General features: G+C 67.3%; 17 protein-coding genes. 7 read left to right on the top strand and 10 right to left on the bottom strand.

The genetic code is table 11. The annotated features are described in order from the left end of the window. The first annotated feature begins 61 nt into the window (after positions 1–61). The gene (locus AAHB16_RS07375) at positions 62–1,678 is read left to right on the top strand and encodes an EAL domain-containing protein (RefSeq protein ID WP_342050500.1); all 1,617 of its coding nucleotides are present in this window, start codon (positions 62–64) and stop codon (positions 1,676–1,678) included. 23 nt (positions 1,679–1,701) lie between these two features. Here the strand turns inward: AAHB16_RS07375 and AAHB16_RS07370 are convergent, their stop codons facing one another. The 3 genes from AAHB16_RS07370 to AAHB16_RS07360 form a co-directional block, all read right to left on the bottom strand. After that, positions 1,702–3,060, bottom strand: a complete 1,359-nt coding sequence (locus AAHB16_RS07370; RefSeq protein WP_446718072.1) for an Nramp family divalent metal transporter — start codon at positions 3,058–3,060, stop codon at positions 1,702–1,704. Positions 3,061–3,249: 189 nt separating this feature from the next. Beyond that, the gene (locus tag AAHB16_RS07365) at positions 3,250–5,496 is read right to left on the bottom strand and encodes a xanthine dehydrogenase family protein molybdopterin-binding subunit (RefSeq protein WP_342050499.1); all 2,247 of its coding nucleotides are present in this window, start codon (positions 5,494–5,496) and stop codon (positions 3,250–3,252) included. Position 5,497: 1 nt separating this feature from the next. After that, positions 5,498–5,965: a (2Fe-2S)-binding protein gene (locus tag AAHB16_RS07360; RefSeq protein ID WP_342050498.1), complete on the bottom strand. Its 468-nt coding sequence runs from the start codon at positions 5,963–5,965 to the stop codon at positions 5,498–5,500. 200 nt (positions 5,966–6,165) lie between these two features. Here AAHB16_RS07360 and AAHB16_RS07355 point away from each other — a divergent pair, with 200 nt between their 5' ends. The 6 genes from AAHB16_RS07355 (at position 6,166) to AAHB16_RS07330 (ending at position 12,982) form a co-directional block, all read left to right on the top strand. After that, positions 6,166–7,143: a D-2-hydroxyacid dehydrogenase family protein gene (locus AAHB16_RS07355; RefSeq protein ID WP_150371613.1), complete on the top strand. Its 978-nt coding sequence runs from the start codon at positions 6,166–6,168 to the stop codon at positions 7,141–7,143. A 212-nt stretch (positions 7,144–7,355) separates the two neighbouring features. Next, positions 7,356–8,294, top strand: coding sequence for a tripartite tricarboxylate transporter substrate binding protein (locus tag AAHB16_RS07350; protein ID WP_223851481.1), 939 nt, complete (start codon positions 7,356–7,358; stop codon positions 8,292–8,294). Positions 8,295–8,313: 19 nt separating this feature from the next. Next, positions 8,314–9,123, top strand: coding sequence for an enoyl-CoA hydratase/isomerase family protein (locus tag AAHB16_RS07345; RefSeq protein ID WP_342050497.1), 810 nt, complete (start codon positions 8,314–8,316; stop codon positions 9,121–9,123). Between the two features lie 4 nt (positions 9,124–9,127). After that, complete coding sequence (locus tag AAHB16_RS07340; protein WP_342050496.1) at positions 9,128–11,230, top strand: acetate--CoA ligase family protein; 2,103 nt, start codon at positions 9,128–9,130, stop codon at positions 11,228–11,230. 12 nt (positions 11,231–11,242) lie between these two features. Next, positions 11,243–12,169 carry an alpha/beta fold hydrolase gene (locus tag AAHB16_RS07335; protein ID WP_223851425.1) on the top strand — a complete coding sequence of 309 codons (927 nt, stop codon included), beginning with the start codon at positions 11,243–11,245 and terminating at the stop codon, positions 12,167–12,169. A gap of 12 nt (positions 12,170–12,181) precedes the next feature. Continuing rightward, positions 12,182–12,982 (top strand): IclR family transcriptional regulator, encoded by an 801-nt coding sequence (locus AAHB16_RS07330; protein ID WP_342050495.1) that lies wholly within the window; start codon positions 12,182–12,184, stop codon positions 12,980–12,982. Between the two features lie 135 nt (positions 12,983–13,117). Here the strand turns inward: AAHB16_RS07330 and AAHB16_RS07325 are convergent, their stop codons facing one another. Genes AAHB16_RS07325 through urtA form a run of 7 tightly spaced genes read right to left on the bottom strand, consistent with a single transcriptional unit; the run spans position 13,118 to position 19,608 of the window. Then, on the bottom strand, positions 13,118–13,447 hold the full coding sequence (locus AAHB16_RS07325) for an FmdB family zinc ribbon protein (protein ID WP_150371618.1): 330 nt from the start codon (positions 13,445–13,447) through the stop codon (positions 13,118–13,120). A gap of 17 nt (positions 13,448–13,464) precedes the next feature. Beyond that, a complete protein-coding gene (gene fmdA / locus AAHB16_RS07320) occupies positions 13,465–14,694 on the bottom strand; it encodes a formamidase (protein WP_150371619.1) in 1,230 nt (409 codons plus the stop codon). A gap of 34 nt (positions 14,695–14,728) precedes the next feature. Next, a complete protein-coding gene (gene urtE, locus AAHB16_RS07315; RefSeq protein WP_109580987.1) occupies positions 14,729–15,418 on the bottom strand; it encodes an urea ABC transporter ATP-binding subunit UrtE in 690 nt (229 codons plus the stop codon). A gap of 19 nt (positions 15,419–15,437) precedes the next feature. Beyond that, positions 15,438–16,181 (bottom strand): urea ABC transporter ATP-binding protein UrtD, encoded by a 744-nt coding sequence (gene urtD / locus AAHB16_RS07310; protein WP_150371620.1) that lies wholly within the window; start codon positions 16,179–16,181, stop codon positions 15,438–15,440. A 25-nt stretch (positions 16,182–16,206) separates the two neighbouring features. Further along, complete coding sequence (gene urtC / locus AAHB16_RS07305) at positions 16,207–17,340, bottom strand: urea ABC transporter permease subunit UrtC (protein WP_150371621.1); 1,134 nt, start codon at positions 17,338–17,340, stop codon at positions 16,207–16,209. Positions 17,341–17,374: 34 nt separating this feature from the next. After that, positions 17,375–18,289, bottom strand: coding sequence for an urea ABC transporter permease subunit UrtB (gene urtB, locus AAHB16_RS07300; protein ID WP_342050494.1), 915 nt, complete (start codon positions 18,287–18,289; stop codon positions 17,375–17,377). Positions 18,290–18,318: 29 nt separating this feature from the next. Next, positions 18,319–19,608: an urea ABC transporter substrate-binding protein gene (urtA, locus tag AAHB16_RS07295; protein ID WP_150371623.1), complete on the bottom strand. Its 1,290-nt coding sequence runs from the start codon at positions 19,606–19,608 to the stop codon at positions 18,319–18,321. Positions 19,609–19,672 lie beyond the last annotated feature (64 nt).

Raw genomic sequence — 19,672 nt, 5'->3', positions numbered from 1 at the left:
GAGGCGCGCCCGCATGCCCACAATCGACTCGGGGGCGAGCAGACCTGGAGGGAGGGGGCGATTGTTGTTCAGGACATGGAGGGACTTCATCGGCGGCGGGTGGACGCCTTCGCCCGCCACGCTGCTGCTGTGGCTCGCGGTTTGCGCGGTCTCGACGTCGGTGGCGCTGTGGATTGGCGCGCGCTACACGGACGACGTGATCGCCAGCCGTGAACGCGCGATCGCGTCCGATGTGGTGGGGGCCATCGCACGGATGATGGCGTCGGTGGAAACGCACGGAAGATCCCGGCTCGATACGCTGATCGGCCGGTCATGCCCGGCCATCAGCGATGCCCTGAACGAGCGCCAGAGCTATATCCCCTATGTGCGCTCGGCCGCGACCGTTACCGATGGCGTGGCCTACTGTTCTTCCACTCGGGGCAGCATTCGCGTGCCGTTGAGCTGGTACTTCGGCAAGAACTTCGAGAAGGGCGGCAGCGCGGCAGGCGGGCGCCGCATCGCGCTCGTGGGTCACACGCCGTTTCGCGAGTCCGCGCCGACGCTCGTGCTGTTCGAGCCCTCGGCCGCGCAGGACGCGCGCCGCGGCATGCTGTATCTGGTCGATGGCGTCTACGTGGTGGACGCGCTCGCGCATGGGCAGGGCTTCGGCGCCGGCGTCGTTGCGGTCACCGTGGGCGGCGCGTCGATCTATCAGGATGGCACGTTTCGCGACGCGCCCGGTCCGCTCGGTTCCATCACGCGCGTGACGTCGCCGCAGTATCCGCTGACAGTCGCCGTAGTGGCGGCGCCCGAGTTCGTGGCCACCACTTCGCGCAAGTACGCGCTGATGTTCGGCGCGATCGGCCTGCTGGCCGGATTGCTCCTCGTGACGATGTTCCTGATGGTGGCCGCGCCGCGCCGGCTGCTGTTGCAGGCCGTGAGGCAGGGGCTGCGGCGCGACCAGTTCTTCGTGGTCTACCAGCCCATCGTCGCGGTGCGCACGCGCGAGCGCGTGGGCGTGGAGGCGCTGCTGCGCTGGCGGCATCCGCGCTGGGGCATGATCCCGCCGGGGTCGTATATCGAGACCGTGGAATCGACGCCGCTGATCGCCGACATCACGCGCTTCGTCATGCGGCGCGTGGTCGAGGATGTGGAGCGCTACCGGCCCGCCATGCCGATGCATATCGCGGTCAACGTGCCGCCGCTCAATTTGCGGCGCCGCGGTTTCGAGGCCGAAGCCGTCGCGCTGCAGGCGCGCATGCCCGACGGCGCCGCGCTCGTGCTCGAGATTACCGAGCGGCACCTGCTGGCCGATCGCGGCCAGGCCATGGAGGCATTCGAGCGCCTGCGGCGCGCGGGGATCCGGCTATCGGTCGACGACTTCGGCACGCGCAACAGCAACCTCGACCTCATTCGCAGCTTTCCGTTCGATTACCTGAAGATCGACAGCCAGTTCACGCAGTCGGTGGACGCGGATGCCAAGGCGCTGCTCGCGAGCATCGTGGCGATGGCCCATCATTTCCGGCTCGTGGTGGTGGCGGAGGGCATCGAGACCGAGGCCCAGCATGCGCTGCTTGCCGAGATCGGCGTCGATTGCGCGCAGGGTTACCTGTATCAGCGTCCGGCCAGCGCCGAGGTTGTGCTCGGCGCGGACGGCGAGGAGGCTTCGGCGCCCGAGGAGATGGCCGAAATTCGCTGATCCGGGGCTCGACGTCCCGAGGTTCAGGCCATGGCGCTTTGCGCGAGCAACACGACGTTGAGCAGCACGATGGCCCCGGCGGCAGACCACGCGGCGGCCAATGCGACACCCCGCACGCGCCACTCGCCCATCAGTTCGCGGCTGGCACCGAACGTCACGAGCGGAATCACCGCAAGCGGCAGCGAGAGGCTCAACACGACCTGGCTCGCCACGAGCAGTTCCGCCGAGCCATGCTCGCCGAACACCCCCACCGCCGCGAGTGCCGGCACGATGGCCACGGCGCGCGTGAGCAGGGCACGGCGCAGGCGCGACATGCGCAGGTTCAGAAAGCCTTCCATCACGGCCTGGCCGGCCAGCGTGCCCGTCACCGTCGAATTCAACCCGCAGGCCAGCAGGGCCACGGCGAACAGCAGGCTCGCGAGGTCCGAGTGGAGCAGCGGATCGAGCAGGCGGTGCGCGTCGGCCAGATCGCTGACCTGGGTCATGCCGTTGGCATGGAACACCGCGGCGGCGACGATCAGCAGCGCCGCATTGATCAGGAACGCGAAGCCGAGCGAGCCGAACGTGTCGAGGTTCACGCCGCGCAGCACTTCGAGCATTTCCGTCTTCCGGATGGCGCTGTACTCGGCGCGCATCTCGGTCGTGAGCCCCGGCGACGCATCGCCGGGTTCGGCGGCTGGCGCAAAGCGGCGCACGAGCGCGGAGTGCAGATAGAGGTTGTGCGGCATCACGGTCGCGCCGACGATGCCGGCGGCAAGCCAGAGCATGCCGGCATTGCGCACGAGTTCGGTCGAGGGCTTGAGCCCGCCGATGACATCGCGCCATTCGGGCTGGGCAAGGGCAAGCTGCGCGACGAAGCAGAGCGCGACGATCAGGATCAGCGCGGCCACGAGGCCTTCGAGCGTGCGCCGGCCTTCGCGCTGCACGGCCATGATCGCCACGGTAGCCACGGCGGCCATGAGCACGCCGACCCAGAGATTGACGCCAAGCAGCAGTTGCAGGGCCACGGCACTGCCGACGATCTCGGCGACGTCACAGGCGATGATCGCGATCTCGCTCGCGATCCACAGCACGATGCTGGTCCGGCGCGAGAAGCGCTCGCGGCTCAGTTGCGCGAGGTCGCGGCCGGTGACCACGCCGATGCGCGCGGCGATCCATTGCAGCAGCATCGCCACGATGCTCGAGGTGGCAATGACGAAGAGAAGCTGGTAGCCGTAGCTGGCGCCGCCGGCAATGGCCGTGGCCCAGTTGCCCGGATCCATGTAGCCGACGGCCACCAGTGCGCCCGCGCCCAGAAAGGCAAGCCGCGAACGCGGTTGCCCGATACGAAGCTGCGCGGGCTGGCGTGGCGGCATGGTGGCGGTGTCGAGGGGCGGCGGCATGTGCGGATCCGGTTCGCGGGTGTGCGGTTGATGACATTCTGTACACCCGCTGGCCGAAAGGCCAATTGGTTATCCCTAATGATGCAATTGATAATCATTATTATTTGACTATCGGAAGCGCCTCATCAGGCATGTTTTGCCGCCTTCTCCCCGGGGGGAGAAGGCGGCACTGGGAGCGTATGCCTCAGACTACGCCTGCCGCTTCATTGCGGCGAGCGTTTTTTCGGGAAGGAACGGTACCGACCGGAGCCGTGCGCCCGTGGCGGCGAACACGGCGTTGGAAATGGCGGCGGGAATCGTGGCGGGCGCCATCTCGCCAGCGCCCCAGGGCGGGGCTTCGGGGCGGTCGATCAGGCTGATGTGGATGTTGGGCACATCGGGGAAGCGGAGGATCGGATAGGTGTTCCAATCGACCGAGGTGATCTTCTGCCTGTCGAACTTCAGCTCTTCCATCAGCACGCGGCTGACGGTCTGGATGATGCCGCCCTCGATCTGGTTGCGCGTGCCGTCCGGATTGATGATCTGGCCGCAGTCGTGGCTGCACCAGATGTCGGTGACGCGGATCTGGCCGGTTTTGCGATTAACCGCCAGCTCAAGCACCGTGGCCACATACGTGCGATCGTTGTCGTAGCGCACGAACGCCAACCCGCGTCCACGCACGACGTCACGGGGGTCCCCCTTGCGACGGATGGCCTTGCTGGTACGGACATTCCAGTTCGACAGGCGCGCCACGTCCTCGAGCACCGCGCGGGCGCGCGGGTCGGGCAGGTAGTCGAGCCGCCATTGCAGCGGATCGGCGCCGGCCGCCATGGCCAGCTCGTCGAAGAAGGCCTCGTTCGCGAACGCGTTCTGCAGCCGGCCGGGCGAGCGCAGATGCGCGGTGCGAAACGCGCTGTCGGTCATGCGATTGACCTTCGTGCTGACGTTCGGCAGCGTATAGAGGATGTCCGCGTTCTTCGAGATATTGCCGGTGACGTAGGCGGGGCGCTTGATGCCGGACGTGACCGTGGCCAGCAGCGGAAACTCGGCGATCGAGCCTTTCTGCGCGGCCGCATAGAACTCGGACTGCCACGCCACGGGGCGCTTCTGCGCATCGAGGCCGCCCTTGAGGTCGATGACGGTGGGGGGGCTCTTGGGATCCCAGCCATGCTCGTCCGCGCGCATCCACTGCACGCGCACCGGCGCGCCCGCGAGCTGCGATACCAGCGCGGCGTCGGCCGAGCAATCCTCGTGGCCGTTACGGCCATAGCAGCCCGCGCCGTCGAGGTAGATCAGGCGGACCTTTGCCTTGTCCACGCCGAGCGTCAGCGCGATCTCGCCCTGAAGCGAGTGCGTCGACTGCGCGGCCGACCAGATCGTGCACTGGCCGTCGCGGAAGTCGGCGACCGCGCAGGCCGGGCCGATCGAACCGTGCGTGTTCGGCGGAAACTCGTAGGTGGCTTCCACGCGCTTGCTCGCGGTCGCCAGTGCGCCCGCGGCATCGCCCTTGTTGGCCGGCGTTTCGACGCTGGCCACGGGCAACGCGCGCCAGTAGCGATACAGATCGGCCTGCTCCGGAAAGTGGGGCGGGTCGTCCCATTGCACCTTGAGCGTCCGGGCGGCCTTGATGGCGCCCCATTCGGTGGGGCTCAGTACCGCGAGGAAGTCCTGCTTGCGGACCACGCGCACGCCCGTCATGCCGGCGACCGACGACTCGTCCACGCTCACGAGCTTCGCGCCCGGACCGGCGGGACGGATCACGCGCGCATGGAGCATGCCCGGCACGCGAAAGTCCTGCATATAGGTGAACTGGCCCGTGACCTTGCCGGGAATATCGACACGCGCGACGCTCTTGCCGACGAGCGCATGCTTTGCGGGATCCTTGAGCGGGACCTTGGGGTCGAGCGCGACTTCGATGGGCTTGCCCGCGAGCAGTTCGCCGTAGCCGATGCGATGCGCATTGTCGGGCGTGGCAATCACGCCGTCGCGGACCGTCAGGGTGGCGGGTTCCACTTCCCACTGCGCGGCGGCGCGCGAGACCAGTGCGCGGCGCGCGCTGGCGGCCGCGCGGCGCAGCGTGCCGCCGCCGTCCTGGATCGTCAGGCTGCCCGCGGTCTGGCCCTGGTCGAGCGTCAGCAGCGTATCGCCCATGACGAGATCGACCTGCGTGAACGCGACATCGAGTTCTTCCGCGACCATCTGCGCGAGCGCCGTGCGGGCGCCGGTGCCGAGGTCGACCTTGCCGCTGAACACCGTGACGCGGCCGTTGGGGGCGATGGCGAGCCACGCATCGACGTCGCCCTTGGCGGCGGAAGGACGTGTGACGGTCTGGCCGGCCGCATCGACGGCACTCACGGATTGCGCGAGCGCCGGCGTGGCGGTGGCAACGAGCGTCGCGGGCAGCGAGAACGAGACCAGCAGGCCGCCGGACTGCTTGAGGAAGGCACGACGGTCCATGTCAGGCCTCCTTCGTGCCGGCGGCACGCTTGACCGCGCGGACGATGCGCGCATGCGTGCCACAGCGGCACAGATTGCCGGCCAGCGCGTCGCGAATCTGCGTCTCGGACGGCTTGGGGTTCTGCGCAAGCAGGCCCACGGACGTCATGACCATGCCGTTGATACAGTAGCCGCACTGCACGGCCTGTTCGTCGATAAACGCCTTTTGCACGGGGTGCGGCTGCTCCGGCGTGCCGAGGCCTTCGAGCGTCGTGATGCGCGCGTCGCCGACCGAGGACACCGGCAGTACGCACGAGCGCGTGGCCGTGCCGTTGAACAGCACGGTGCAGGCACCGCACTGGCCGAGCCCGCAGCCGAACTTGGGACCGTGGAGGCCGAGGTTGTCGCGGAGTGCATAAAGCAGGGGCGTATCGCTATCGGCGTCGACGGTCTGCAACTTGCCGTTGACCTGTAGCTGGTAGGTAGGCATGGGGTGCTCCTGTTGTTGTTGTCGTTGTTATGGCGCGCGGGAGGGCGCAGTGTCGAATCTAGGGCAGCGCGCGCGCGTCGAACAGCGAAATGAAGGGGTACAAGCGGTTTCAATTCCGTTTATCGGAAATACAGCCGCATTCGCACGGGATTTTCTTCCTACACTGTGCGCACTCGACAACAGCGGGCTGGTCTTTCTTCATGCGTATTGCGATTCCCGACGATTATCAGGACTGCGTCCGCGGCCTCGACTGCTATGCGCGTCTGGCCGACCACGACGTCACCGTCTTCCATGACAACGTCAAGGAGATCGACGCGCTGGCGGCCCGGTTTGCCGATGCCGACGCGATCGTGCTGACGCGCGAGCGCACGGTCGTCACGGCGGCGCTGCTGGACCGGCTGCCGCGCCTGCGGCTGATCAGCCAGACGGGCAAGGTGGCCGGGCACGTCGATCTGCGCGCGTGTACGGAACGCGGGATCGCCGTGGCGGAAGGCAGCGGCTCCGGCGCGGCGACGGCCGAACTGACCTGGGCGCTCATGCTCGCAAGCCGGCGCCATCTGGTCAGCGAGGTCAATCGCCTGCGCGGCGGCCAGTGGCAGGGATATCTGGGCCAGCAATTGCGTGGCCAGCGGCTCGGCGTCTGGAGCTATGGCCGTATCGGCAAGCAGGTGGCGGGCTTCGGCAAGGCCTTTGGCATGAAGGTGTGGGTCTGGGGCCGGGAAGGCTCGATCGCCGATGCGCGCAAGGACGGATTCGAAGCGGCGCCCTCGCGCGAGGCGTTCTTTGCCGAGAGCGATATCGTCAGCCTGCATATCCGGCTCAACCGCGAGACCGAGGGCATCGTCGATGCGACCGATCTCGCGCGCATGAAACCCACCGCGCTGCTCGTGAACACGAGCCGCGCCGAGCTCGTTGCGCCGGGCGCGCTGGTTGCCGCGTTGCGCGCGGGCCGGCCCGGCTTTGCCGCGGTGGACGCGTTCGAGCGCGAGCCCATTCTCGGCGCGGACGATCCGCTGCTGAAGCTCGACAACGCCCTGTGCACGCCGCATATCGGCTTTGTCGAGCGCGACAACTACGAGGCGTATTACGGCGGCGCGTTCGAGAACATCAACAGCTTCTTCGCGGGGATGCCCGCCAATCTTGCGAATCCGGAGGTGCTGTCGCGACTGCGGCGCTAAGCCTTTTTTTCGTCCGAACACTCCTTGGGACGTCCGTGCGCGAACCGCGCGGACGTCCCTATTTTTTTGGTTCGCGTTCGTTTCCTGATTCCATGGGTTGGAATTGAAGGGGTGTGGGAAAAGGTCGGTTTGCTTACCCTGATCGCATAACGACAGGAGACATCCCGATGCAACAGATTTCCTTCCGCGCCGCGCTGGCAGCGGTATTCCTGATGTGCCTAGCGCCGCTTTCACAGGCGGCCAACGGCACGTTCCCCGACAAACCGCTGCGCCTCGTCGTACCGTTCTCGCCCGGCGGCGGCACGGACCTCGTGGCGCGCGCCGTGGGCATCGGCATGGCGCAGGAGCTCGGCCAGCCCGTGGTCGTCGACAACCGGCCCGGCGGCGGCACCATCATCGGCACGGACAACGTGGCCAAGAGCGCGCCGGACGGCTATACGCTCGTGATCGCGACGTTCGCGCATGCGGTCAATCCGAGCCTCCAGCCCAAGCTGCCGTACGACACCGACAAGGCGTTCGCGCCGGTGGTGCTGCTGGGCCGCTCGCCGAACGTGCTGGTCGTGCGCGCGGACAGCCCGTACAAGACCGTGCAGGACGTGATTCAGGCCGCGAAGAAGCAGCCCGGCAAGATCTCGTTCGCGTCGCAGGGGCCGGGCACGTCCGCGCATCTGGCCGGCGAACTGTTCAAGAGCCTGGCCAGGGTCGACCTCACGCATATCCCGTACAAGGGCGCGGGCCCGGCGATCACGGACCTGCTCGGCGGGCAGGTGGACCTGATGTTCGCCACCGCGTCGGCGGTCGGCAATCTGCTCGAAGGCGGCAAGCTGCGCGCGCTCGGCGTGACCACCGCGCAGCGTTCGACGAGCGCGGACCTCGCGCGCGTGCCGACCATCGCGGAGAGCGGCGTGCCCGGTTACGTGGCCGAGAGCTGGTACGGGCTGTTCGTGCCCGCCGGTACGCCCGCGCCCGTTATCGCGCGGCTCAACGCGGCCGCGACGAAGGCGGCCAATTCCGAAGCGTTTCGCAAGCGCGCCGAGGCCGAGGGCCTGACCATCGCGACGGGCACGCCCGAAGACTTCGCGCGTTACGTGCGCGCGGAAGAGGGACGCTGGAGCAAGGTCGTGAAGGACGCGCATATCTCTTTGAATTGAACACACCAAACGAACTGTCATGAGCGACTACACCCTGATTCAACTCGACGTACGCGACGGCATCGCCGTCCTCACCCTCAACCGCCCCGACAAGCGCAATGCGATCAGCGACGGCATGCGCACCGAGCTGATCCACGCGCTCGAGCGCGTGACGGCCGACCGCAAGATCCGCGCGCTGGTGCTGACGGGCAGCGGCAAGGGTTTCTGCGCGGGCGGCGATGTGGCCGGCATGCAGAAGCGCATGGATGCACCGCCGGGAGAGGTGGGCTTCAATGGCTGGACGCGCCAGCAGCGCGTGCATCATTCGGTCGGGTTGCTGCACAACATGCCGAAGCCCGTGATCGCGGCCGTCAACGGCGGCGCCAATGGCCTCGGCGCCGATATGGCGATGGCGTGCGACTTCGTCATCGCGTCCGACGCGGCCAGCTTTACCTGGTCCTATATCCATCGCGGCCTGATTCCCGATGGCGGCGGCATGTACTTCCTGCCGCGCCGAACGGGGCTCTCGACGGCCAAGGGCCTGATCTTCAGCGGCCGCAAGGTCGATGCCGCCGAGGCGCTGCAACTGGGTATCGCCGACCGCCTCAGCACCTCGGCGGAGACGCTCGTCGCGGAAGCGGTGGCGTGGGCCGCCGAGCTCTCGCAGGGTTCCGCCACGGCGCTCGCGCTCGGCAAGACGATCCTGAACCAGACGTTCGAGCTGACGGCCGATCAGGTCTTTGCGCAGGGCAGTCAGGCGCAGGGCATCTGCTATACGAGCGCGGAGCACCGCGCGTCGGTGGAAGCATTCCTCGCCAAGGCGGCTGCCGCGGCGGCGGCAAAGGGGTAAGACGATGTCGGCGAATTCCCATCAGATTGCCCGTCTCGTCCGGCCGCGCAGCGTTGCCGTGATCGGCGCCTCGGCGGACCCCGCCAAGACCGCGGGCCGTCCAGTCTCGTATCTCACGCGCCATGGCTTCGCTGGCGCGATCTACCCGGTCAATCCGAAGGTCGAGACCATCGGCGGACTGCGCTGCTATGCCGATATCGGTTCGCTGCCCGAGGTGCCCGACGTGGGCATCGTGCTGCTGGGCGCCGAACGCGCGCATATCGCCGTGCGCGAGCTCGCGCAACGCGGCACCGGTGCCGCGATCGTGCTGGCCAGCGGTTATACGGAAACGGGCGAGGTGGGCGCGCGTCGTCAGGCGGAACTGCTCGAGGCCGCGGGCAGCATGCGGCTGCTTGGGCCGAACACCATCGGGCTCGTCAACGTGACGGACCGCATTCCGCTGTCGGCCAGTGGCGCGCTGGAGATGGAGAATTTCCCGGCCGGCAATATCGGCGTGGTGTCGCAGAGCGGCGGCATTCTCGGTGCGCTGCTGTCGCGCGCGGCCGCGCGCGGTATCGGCCTGTCCAAGCTCGTGTCGACGAGTAACGAGGTGGACCTCGATCTTGCGGACTTCGTTGACTACCTGGCCGACGACCCCGCGACGCAGGTCATCGCGCTGTATGTCGAGAGCGTGCGGCATCCCGAGAAATTCCGCGCCGCGGCGCTCAAGGCCGCGGCGGCCGGCAAGCCCGTGGTGGCGTTCAAGATCGGGCGCTCGGAAGCCGGGGCGCGCGCGGCCGTGTCGCATACCGGCGCCATGGCCGGTGCCGACCGCATGTACGACGCGCTGTTCCGGCAGGTGGGCGTGATTCGCGCGCAGACGTTTGCGGATCTGATCGACATTCCGGCCGCGCTGGCCACGGCGCGCACGCTGCGCGGCAATCGCGTGGCCGTGCTGACCTCGACGGGCGGCGCGGGCACGCTGGTGTCCGATGCGCTCGGCGTCTCGGGCTTCGAGACCCCCGCGCCCGATGCGGAAACCGCGGCGCGCCTGCGCGCGCTGCAGAAGGGCGACCATGCGGCGCTCGACCGCAATCCGATCGACGTCACGTTGGCCGGACTGCAGCCCGATCTTCTGCGGGGCGCCATCCGCGCGCTGCTCGCAAGCCCGAGCTACGACGCCGTGACGATCATCGTCGGCTCGTCGGCGCTGGCCATGCCGGAACTGATGGCCGATGCGATCCACGATTGCCTGCCCGAAAGCGACAAGCCCGTGCTGGCCTACGTGAGCCCCCATGCGCCGCATGTGGCCGCAGTCTTGAATCAGCGCGGCGTGCCGGCCTTCAGCGCGCCCGAGAGTTGCGCGGTGGCATTCGAGGCCATGCTTGCCGCGAGCCGGCTGAGTACCGTGCGCGATACGCCCGCGGGAGCGTTGCCCAACGTCGATACGCACGATATCCCGTCGGGCTCGCTCGACGAGGTCGCGGCCAAGCAGCTGTTCGCGCGCTTCGGCGTGCCCGTCGTGCGCGAGGCCGTGGTGGCCGGCGCGGACGAGGCAGTGGTCGCGGCACGGCCGTTCGGGGACCGCGTGGTGCTCAAGATGCTGTCCTCGACGATCACGCACAAGAGCGATGTCGGCGGCGTGGCGGTCGGCATCGCGCCCGATGCGCTGCCCGCACGCATGGCCCGCATGGCCGACGAGGTGCGCGCGCATACGGGCAGCGCGCCCGAGCGCTATCTGGTGCAGGAGATGGTGCAGGGCGGCGTCGAGCTGATTCTCGGCACGCATCGCGATGCACTGGGCACGGCCATTTTGCTCGGCATGGGCGGTGTGACGGCGGAACTCTTTCAGGACACCACGATGCGGCTGTTGCCCGACGCGGGGGGCTTGTCACACGATACGGCGGCGTCGATGATCCGCGAACTGAAGACGTGGCCGCTGCTCGATGGCTATCGCGGCCGGCCAAAAGCCGACATCGATGCGCTGGCGGATGCTATTGTCGCGTTCTCGAACATGGCGGCGTCGCTGGGCGCGCGCCTCGTCGAAGCGGAGATCAATCCGGTGTTCGTGCTGCCCGCGGGTCAGGGCGTGCGCGCGGCGGACGGTGTCGTGGTGATGGGTGAATAGCGGAGCGGAAGCATGGGAGTGTCCTCGGACGAGGCAGCAAAGCGGGCGGAAGCGCAGGCGGACAGGAGTTCGACGGTCCGCGCGAATATCGCGGAAGAGGGGCGCGCGATCTCCGGCGGTGCCGAAGCGGCGGCCGTGGTGGATCGGCTCGCCTCGCAGGCCAGGTATTTCCTGACCGACGCCGACGGTACGCAGATGGTCTGGCGCCGCTTTGGCGAAGGCCCGTCGGTGCTGCTCGTGCACGGCGGCCATGGCAGCTGGCTGCACTGGGTGCGCAATATCGAGGCACTGGCCGCGCACCACACGGTATGGGTGCCCGATATGCCGGGCTACGGCGAATCGGGCGATCCGCCCGGTGCGGAGTTATCGCAACTGGTCGAAGCGATTGCAGCCGGTTACGCGCAATTGCCCGATCCCGGCGATATCGACGTGGTCGGCTTCTCGTTCGGCGGGCTGACCGCCGCGCACCTGGCCACCGTGCTGCCGCGCGTGCGCCGGCTCGCGCTGCTCGGCCCCGGCGGTCACGCGGGCCCGCGCCGGCAGCAGCGCGCGCTGCTCGACTGGCGCGCGGCACCCGATGCGGAGGCGCTGGCCGCCGCGATGCGCCATAACGTCGAGGCGTTCATGATCTCGAACCCCGAAGCGATCGATGCGCTGGCGTTGCTCGCCTATACGGACTCGTGCCGCCATGCACGCTTCCGCAGCAAGCATATCTCGCGCGCGGGCGGCCTCGCCGAGGCGCTGGACCGGTTCCGCGGCCCCACGCTGCTGGCCTGGGGCGAGAACGACGTGACGGCGGATCCCGATATCGCGCTGGCGAAGCTGACCGACGGCCGTCCGCGCCGCGAGGGCGTGATCGTGCCGGAAGCCGGCCATTGGGTCATGTACGAATCCTATGCGTCAATCAATGCCATACTGCTGGACTGGTTCGAGCATTGATGGAGGTTGCACGTGGATTCGCAGGAAGCGCGCATCCGTGCCCGGGGGCGCCCCGCGAGCACGCAGGCCAATCGGTCGCTCGAACGCGGCATCGAGATTCTTCGCGCATTCCGTCCCGGATCCGAGATCCTCGGCAATGGCGAGCTCTCGGAACGCACGGGCCTCGCGCGTTCGACGGTCAGCCGGCTGACGCAAAGCCTCGTTGACACCGGTTTCCTGCAGTACGACACCACGCTGCGCGCCTACCGGCTGGGCGCGCCCGTGCTCAGCCTTGCCCATGCGATGCGCACGGGCTCCACGCTCCTGCAGGTTGCGGCGCCGCTGATGCGCGACCTCGCGCAGGCCGAGCACCTGAACGTCGGTCTCGCGCTGGCCGATCGCGACGAGATGGTCTATCTGGAGTCGATTCGCTACGGCCGGCGCACCTCGCTGCGCAATGTCGCGGCGGGGCAGCGGGTGCCCATGGCATTGACCTCGCTCGGCCGCGCGTGGCTGGCGGCGGCACCCGACGACGAGCGCGAGGGGCTGATGCGGCAGTTCGCGCGGCGGTTTGCCACGCACTGGAACGCGCTGGCGTCGGAGATCGATGCGTCGATCGCGCAGGTGCGCGCGCATGGCTGGTGTATCGCGAGCTGGCAGCCGGAAGTCATGGCGATATCGACGCCGATGCGCCTGGGCCACTATCCCGTGCATGTGCTCAATGTGAGCCTGTCGACGAAGGCGTCGATGGACGATGCGGCGAAGGAACTGGCGCCGCATCTCATGCGGCTGGCCAGCGATATCGACGCCGCGTTCGCGAGTCAGCAAGCGTAGCCCGTTGTGCAAGCCCGGGGGCCTGTCCCCGCGGCGCACCTCCTGGGAAGGCGAACCGCGGGGCAGGGCCGGGGTACCACATACGACTGACCCCTCCTCCTTATCCTCCTCGTTGTATCTGGCGCGTTGCCGGCGTCAGTGGCTGATCATCCACGGCCGCCCGGCCGCGTTGCCCTTGACTGCATCCGCGCGCGCCGCATTGCCCGCCAGCTTGACCGGCGACGAACAGCACCCGCAGCCCGCGCCGTGGTTGCGCGACTCGCGCGGCGCGTGCGCGCTGCGTTCGTTGGTGGCATGCGCGGCGCGGGACGCGGCGGGCATGCTCGCGAACGCCGGGGCGGCGACCAGCGCGCGGGGCGCGGCGGCTCCGCACGACGGACACGTGCAGGGATCGTCGCGGCGCGAGATGGAACGCAGCACCGAAAAATCTCCGCACTCGGCGCAGCGATAGTCGTAGGTAGGCATGGCGGCTCCGCGGCGGGTTACAGATCGGGCGACAGCGGCAGGTCGATACCGCCCGTGATCATCTTCGTCGGCCCCGACGCGCTCGGCCGGATATCGAAGTCGAAGATCTGCGTGGGCAGCCACAGCGTGGCGCACGCGTTCGGGATATCGACCACGCCGCTGATATGCCCCTGCACCGGCGCCGTGCCGAGAATCGAGTACGCCTGTGCCTTCGAGTAGCCGAACTTGGTCATGTACTCGATGGCGTTCAGGCAGGCCTGGCGATATGCGACGTGCACGTCGAGGTAATGCTGCTTGCCGGCCTCATCGACCGAGATGCCCTCGAAGATCAGGTAGTCGTTGTACTGCGGCGTGATCGGGCTCGGCTTGAAGATCGGGTTCTTGATGCCGTACTTGGCCATGCCGCCCTTGATCAGCGACACGCGCATATGGACCCAGCCCGCCATCTCGATCGCGCCGCAGAACGTGATTTCGCCATCGCCCTGCGAGAAGTGCAGGTCGCCGACGGACAGGCCCGCACCATCGACGTACACCGGGAAGTAGACCTTGGCGCCGCGCGACAGGTCCTTGATATCGCAGTTGCCGCCATGCTCGCGCGGCGGCACCGTGCGCGCGCCCGTGGCCGCGGCCGCGTCGCGGGCCTCGCCCTGCAGCTTGCCCATGTGCGCGGTGGCCGCGAACGGCGGATTGGCCAGCGGCGGCACGCGGTCCGGCTCGGTCGCGATAAAGTCCATCTCGCGCTTGTTCCACGTCTCGAGCATGGCCTTGTCCGGCAGGCAGCCGATCAGGCCCGGGTGGATCAGGCCCGCGAAGTTCACGCCGGGGATATGGCGCGACGAGGTAAACATGCCATGGAAGTCCCAGATCGACTTCTGGGCCTGCGGAAAGTGGTCGGTCAGGAAGCCGCCGCCGTTCTTCTTGGAGAAGAACCCGTTGAAGCCCCAGAGGCTGTCGGGCTTGGCGCCGATGTCGAGCAGGTCCACGACGAGCAGATCGCCGGGCTCCGCGCCTTCCACGCCCACGGGGCCCGAGAGAAAGTGCACGGTGCTGAGGTCGACGTCGCGCACGTCGTCGGCCGAGTCGTTGTTCTTGATGTAGCCGCCGGTCCAGTCGTAGGTCTCGAGGATGAAGTCGTCGCCCGGCTTGACCCAGGTGGCCATCGGGATATCGGGGTGCCAGCGGTTGTGGACGTTGGGGTTCTCGTACGGCGACTCGGCCAGATCGACCTTGATCAGGGTATCCGTCATGACATGCCTCCTGTGAAAGATAAGGAAAAGTAGTTCAGACCGACAGCAGCTGCCGGATGTGGTCGTGGTCGGTGCCGTTGCGCTGCGTCTCGTGCACGAAGCGGCCGCCCTCGATGACGAACAGGCGGTCCGCCACGTCGAGCGCGAAGCTGAGCACCTGCTCGGAGAACACGATCGTGATGTCGCGCGTGCGGCGAATCTCGTTGAGCGCGCGCGCGATGTCCTTGATGATCGACGGCTGGATGCCTTCGGTGGGCTCGTCGAGCAGCAGCACCTTGGGGTTCGAGACCAGCGCGCGGGCGATGGCCAGCTGCTGCTGCTGGCCGCCGGACAGGTTGCCGCCCTTGCGGCGGCGCATCTCGAACAGCACCGGGAACATGGCGAAGATCTCGTCGGGAATGCGGCGGCTCGTGCCTTGTTCCATGCCGGTGAGGATGTTCTCCTCGACGGTCAGGTGCGAAAAGATCATGCGACCCTGCGGCACGTAGCCGAGGCCCGCGCGCACGCGGCGATAGCTCTCGTCGTGCGCGACGTCGCGGCCATCGACGCAGACCTGGCCCGAGCGCACGGGCAGCATGCCGATCATCGCCTTGAACAGCGTGGTCTTGCCCATGCCGTTGCGGCCCATGATGGCGACCGTCTCGCCCTGCGCGGCGGCGAACGAGATGCCGTGCAGCGCCTCGCTCTGTCCGTAGTTGACGACAACGTTGTCGACGCTCAGCATGATTTCTCCTCGGCTCGGCTCAGTGGCCCAAATACACATCGATCACGCGCGGGTCGTTCTGCACCTGGTCCATCGACCCCTCGGCGAGGATCTTTCCCTGATGCATGACGGTGACCTTGTCGGCGATCTCGCGCACGAAATCCATGTCGTGCTCGATGACGATGACGGCGCGGCCGCGGCTGATGCGCTTGAGCAGTTCCGCGGTCTGTTCGCGCTCGCGCACGCTCATGCCCGCGATCGGTTCGTCGAGCATCAGCAGTTGCGGCTCCTGCATCAGCAGCATGCCGATCTCGAGCCACTGCTTCTGGCCGTGCGAGAGTTGCGCGGCCTCGCGGTCGAGCGCATCGGACAGGCCGATCTCGGCGGCCACGTCGGCGACGCGCTGTCGGACCTCCGCGTCGGTCTTGAACGCCAGCGCGCCAAACACGCCGCGGCCGCGCGGAAACGACACCGCCAGGTTCTGGAACACGCTGAGGTTCTCGTAGATCGAGGGCGTCTGGAACTTGCGGCCGATGCCGGCGCGCACGATCTGGTATTCGGGCAGGCCCGTCATCTCGCGATTGACGAACTTGATGCTGCCGCCGGTGGCGCGCGTCTTGCCGCAGACCAGGTCGAGCAGCGTGGTCTTGCCGGCGCCGTTGGGGCCGATGATCACGCGCAGCTCGTCGCGATCGACATACAGCGTGAGGTTGTCGATGGCCTTGAAGCCGTCGAAGGAGACCGTGAGGTCTTCCACGGCCAGCATGAAGTCGGTGTTGCTCATGGTCGCTCCTGTCCGTTAGCGCGTATCAGGCGGTCTTGCCGGGCACGCCCTCGGCCGGCGTTGCCGCATCCTCGGCCGGCTTGCGTCGCACGTACTTGCTATAGAGACCCGCCAGCCCATCGGGGAAGGCAACCACCACGCCGATAAACAGCGCCGCCATCAGGAACAGCCACAGATCCGGAAAGCTCTCGGAGAAATAGGTCTTGCCCGCGTTGACGAGCAGCGTGCCCCAGATCGCGCCGACCAGGCTCATGCGGCCACCCACCGCGGCGAAGATCACCATCTCGATGGAGGGCACGATGCCGACGAACGACGGCGACATGAAGCCGACCTGCAACGCGAACATCGCGCCGCCGATGCCCGCCAGCGCGGCGGCCAGGCAGAACACGAACACCTTGAACATCGCCACGTCGTAGCCGGAGAAGCGCACGCGGTCTTCCTTGTCGCGCATGGCCAGCAGCAGCACGCCGAGTTTCGTGCGCTGGATCCACCGGCACAGCGCGATGGCCGCGAACAGCAGGACGACGTTGGCGAAGTAGAGGATCATGCGCGCGCTGTCGGTGCGGATATCCCAGCCGAGCATGGTCTTGAGGTCGGTAATCCCGTTGACGCCGCCCGTGTAGCCCTGCTGGCCGATGATCAGCACCGAGAGAATCAGCGCGATGGCCTGCGTGATGATCGCGAAGTACACGCCGCCCACGCGGCGCCGGAACATCGCGAACGAGACGACAAAGGCGAGGGCGACCGGCACGAGGATCACGCCGATGAGCGCCACCGGCAGATGGCGGAACGGCTCCCACCACCAGGGCAGCGCGGTGAGCTGGTTCCAGTCCATGAAGTCGGGAATGCCCGGCGTCGATTGGATGGCCGTGCTCTTGGCATCGGAGGCCTCGAGCTTGAGGAACATCGCCATGGCGTAGCCGCCCAGGCCGAAGAACACGCCCTGGCCGAGGCTCAGCACACCGCCATAGCCCCAGAGCATGACGAGGCCGACGGCCACGAACGCATAGCTCAGGTACTTGCCGACGAGGTTGAGCCGGAAGATGTCCAGCGAAAGCGGCATGACGACCAGCAGCACGAGCGCCAGCAGCGCGTAGCCGCTCCACGACGATGAAATGATCGTTCTCACGCGGCCGGGCAGGGTGGACGAGGTGGACATGAATGGCTCCGGTAAAGGCAAATCGGCGTGAGTTTCAGCGACGGACGGCGGGCGCGAACAACCCTTGCGGACGAATCATCAGGATCGTCACGATCAGCAGCAGCGTCGTGACCCGCGCCATCGACCCGGTCATGAAGAACTCGGTAATGGACTGCGTTTGCGCGATGCCGAAGGCCGATGCCACGGTCCCCGCAAGGCTGGCCGCGCCGCCGAACGTGACCACGAGGAACGAATCGACGATGTACAACGCGCCGCTGGTGGGGCCCGTGGAGCCGATCGTCGTGAACGCGGCGCCCGCCACGCCGGCGATGCCGCAGCCGATGGCGAACGTCACGCGGTCCGTGCGCCTGGTATTGATGCCCGCGGCATTGGCCATGGCGCGGTTGAGCGTGGTGGCGCGGACGCGCAGCCCCCAGCGCGAGCGGTAGAGCGCGAGCCAGACCAGCCCCGCCACGCCGAGCGTGAGCGCCATCACGAAGAGGCCGTTGATCGGAATGTCGAGCCCTTCGGCCGGTGCCCACGAACCCATGAGCCAGTCAGGCAGGGTGGGGCTGACTTCCTTCGGGCCGAACGTCGAGCGGAACACCTGCTGCATGCCGAGGGAGAGGCCCCACGTGGCCAGCAGCGTGTCCAGCGGACGCTTGTAGAGATGCCGGATCAGCGCCCATTCGGCGAGCCATCCGGCAAGGAAGGCGAGCACGAACGCGACGGCGATCGCGAGCGGAAAGTAGTAGGGCATCCACGACGGCGCGAGCCGCTCCGTGAGCGTGGATGCGAGGAAGATCGTATAGGCGCCGATCGTCATGAACTCGCCGTGGGCCATGTTGATGACGCCCATCTGGCCGAAGATGATCGCCAGGCCGAGGGCCATCAGCAGCAGGACCGAGAACAGGCTCAGGCCGGCAAAGCCCTGCATGAGCCCGATATTGAGCATATCCGACAAGTTCATGACGTTACCTCTGCGCGTGGGGGGGGAAATTACTGGTAACCCTTCGGGAACGGGTTCGGCGGAATCAGTTCCGGCGACTCGGCCACCACCTTGAACTGCCCGTCGAGCTGGGCCAGGCCCACGCGCGTCTTGCTCCACAGGTGATGGTTCGGATCGACCTTGACGTAGCCTTCCGGCGCGGTCTTGAGCTCGAGGCCCGGCGAGGCGGCCACGACCTTGTCCACGTCGAAGCTGCCGGCCTTCTCGACCGCGGCCTTCCACAGCCACGGGCCCAGGTAGCCGGCCTGCGTGACGTCGCCGATCACGGACTTGGCGCCGTACTTGGCCTTGAACGCCTCGACGAACTTCTTGTTGTTGGCGTTATCGAGCGACTGGAAGTACTTCATGGCCGCGTAGAAGCCCGCGATGTTTTCGCCGCCGATGCCGAGCACTTCGTCCTCGGTCACCGAGATCGTCAGCAGGAACTGCTTGTCGGCGGTAATGCCGGCCGCCTTCAGCTGCTTGTAGAACGCCACGTTGGAGCCGCCGACGACGATCGCGTAGATGCAGTCGGGCTTGGCCACCTTGATCTTGTTGATCAGCGAGTTGAAGTTGGTGTGGCCCAGCGGGTAGTACTCCTCGCCCACCACCTTGTTCTTCTGGAAGTTCTCGATGTGCTTGCGCGCGATCTTGTTCGACGTGCGCGGCCAGATGTAGTCGGAGCCGATCAGGAAGAAGCTCTTGGCGTTCTTCTGCTTGGCGGCCCAGTCCAGGCCCCAGATGATCTGCTGCGTGGCTTCCTGGCCCGTGTAGATGACGTTCTTCGACTGCTCGAGGCCTTCATAGAACGTCGGGTAGTAGAGCAGGCCGTTCTCTTTCTCGAACACCGGCAGCACGGCCTTGCGCGAGGCCGAGGTCCAGCAGCCGAACACGGCGGCCACGCGGTCGTTGACCAGCAGCTTCTTCGACTTTTCCGCGAAGGTCGGCCAGTCGGAGGCGCCGTCTTCCTTGATCACCTTGATCTTGCGGCCCAGCACGCCGCCGGCGGCATTGATCTGGTCGATCGCGAGCTGCTCGGCCTGGATCGAGCCGGTCTCCGAGATCGCCATCGTGCCCGTGGCCGAGTGCAGCTGACCCACCGTCACCTCGGTATCGGTCACGGCGAGCTTGGTCGTGTTGGCGGTGGCGGTCGGGATGTTGGCACCGTGAGCCATCCCGGCCATGCCAGCCATCCCGGCGATGGGCAGGGACGCCATGCCCTGCATCAGCCGCCGCCGCTGCAGCGAAACCGCATCGCCATCGGCGAGGGAAGGGGACCCGGTATGTTCTTTGTCACGCATGATCGAACGCTCCTTGGAAGCGAGGTGTTGGATGGAACGGTGTCAGGTACTGCGGTTGTGATGG

This window comes from Cupriavidus sp. OTU4054 (genome assembly GCF_038440175.1).
Classification (GTDB): domain Bacteria; phylum Pseudomonadota; class Gammaproteobacteria; order Burkholderiales; family Burkholderiaceae; genus Cupriavidus; species Cupriavidus pauculus_D.
The sequence above is the reverse complement of the archived record's forward strand: the minus strand, read 5'-3'. Positions and strand labels throughout refer to the sequence as shown.

Coding starts and splice junctions, on each gene's coding strand:
- AAHB16_RS07370 (WP_446718072.1), bottom strand. CDS start 3,060: ATGCCGCCGCCCCTCGACACCGCCACCATGCCGCCACGCCAGCCCGCG.
- AAHB16_RS07365 (WP_342050499.1), bottom strand. CDS start 5,496: ATGGACCGTCGTGCCTTCCTCAAGCAGTCCGGCGGCCTGCTGGTCTCG.
- AAHB16_RS07360 (WP_342050498.1), bottom strand. CDS start 5,965: ATGCCTACCTACCAGCTACAGGTCAACGGCAAGTTGCAGACCGTCGAC.
- AAHB16_RS07355 (WP_150371613.1), top strand. CDS start 6,166: ATGCGTATTGCGATTCCCGACGATTATCAGGACTGCGTCCGCGGCCTC.
- AAHB16_RS07350 (WP_223851481.1), top strand. CDS start 7,356: ATGTGCCTAGCGCCGCTTTCACAGGCGGCCAACGGCACGTTCCCCGAC.
- AAHB16_RS07345 (WP_342050497.1), top strand. CDS start 8,314: ATGAGCGACTACACCCTGATTCAACTCGACGTACGCGACGGCATCGCC.
- AAHB16_RS07340 (WP_342050496.1), top strand. CDS start 9,128: ATGTCGGCGAATTCCCATCAGATTGCCCGTCTCGTCCGGCCGCGCAGC.
- AAHB16_RS07335 (WP_223851425.1), top strand. CDS start 11,243: ATGGGAGTGTCCTCGGACGAGGCAGCAAAGCGGGCGGAAGCGCAGGCG.
- AAHB16_RS07325 (WP_150371618.1), bottom strand. CDS start 13,447: ATGCCTACCTACGACTATCGCTGCGCCGAGTGCGGAGATTTTTCGGTG.
- fmdA (WP_150371619.1), bottom strand. CDS start 14,694: ATGACGGATACCCTGATCAAGGTCGATCTGGCCGAGTCGCCGTACGAG.
- urtE (WP_109580987.1), bottom strand. CDS start 15,418: ATGCTGAGCGTCGACAACGTTGTCGTCAACTACGGACAGAGCGAGGCG.
- urtD (WP_150371620.1), bottom strand. CDS start 16,181: ATGAGCAACACCGACTTCATGCTGGCCGTGGAAGACCTCACGGTCTCC.
- urtC (WP_150371621.1), bottom strand. CDS start 17,340: ATGTCCACCTCGTCCACCCTGCCCGGCCGCGTGAGAACGATCATTTCA.
- urtB (WP_342050494.1), bottom strand. CDS start 18,289: ATGAACTTGTCGGATATGCTCAATATCGGGCTCATGCAGGGCTTTGCC.
- urtA (WP_150371623.1), bottom strand. CDS start 19,608: ATGCGTGACAAAGAACATACCGGGTCCCCTTCCCTCGCCGATGGCGAT.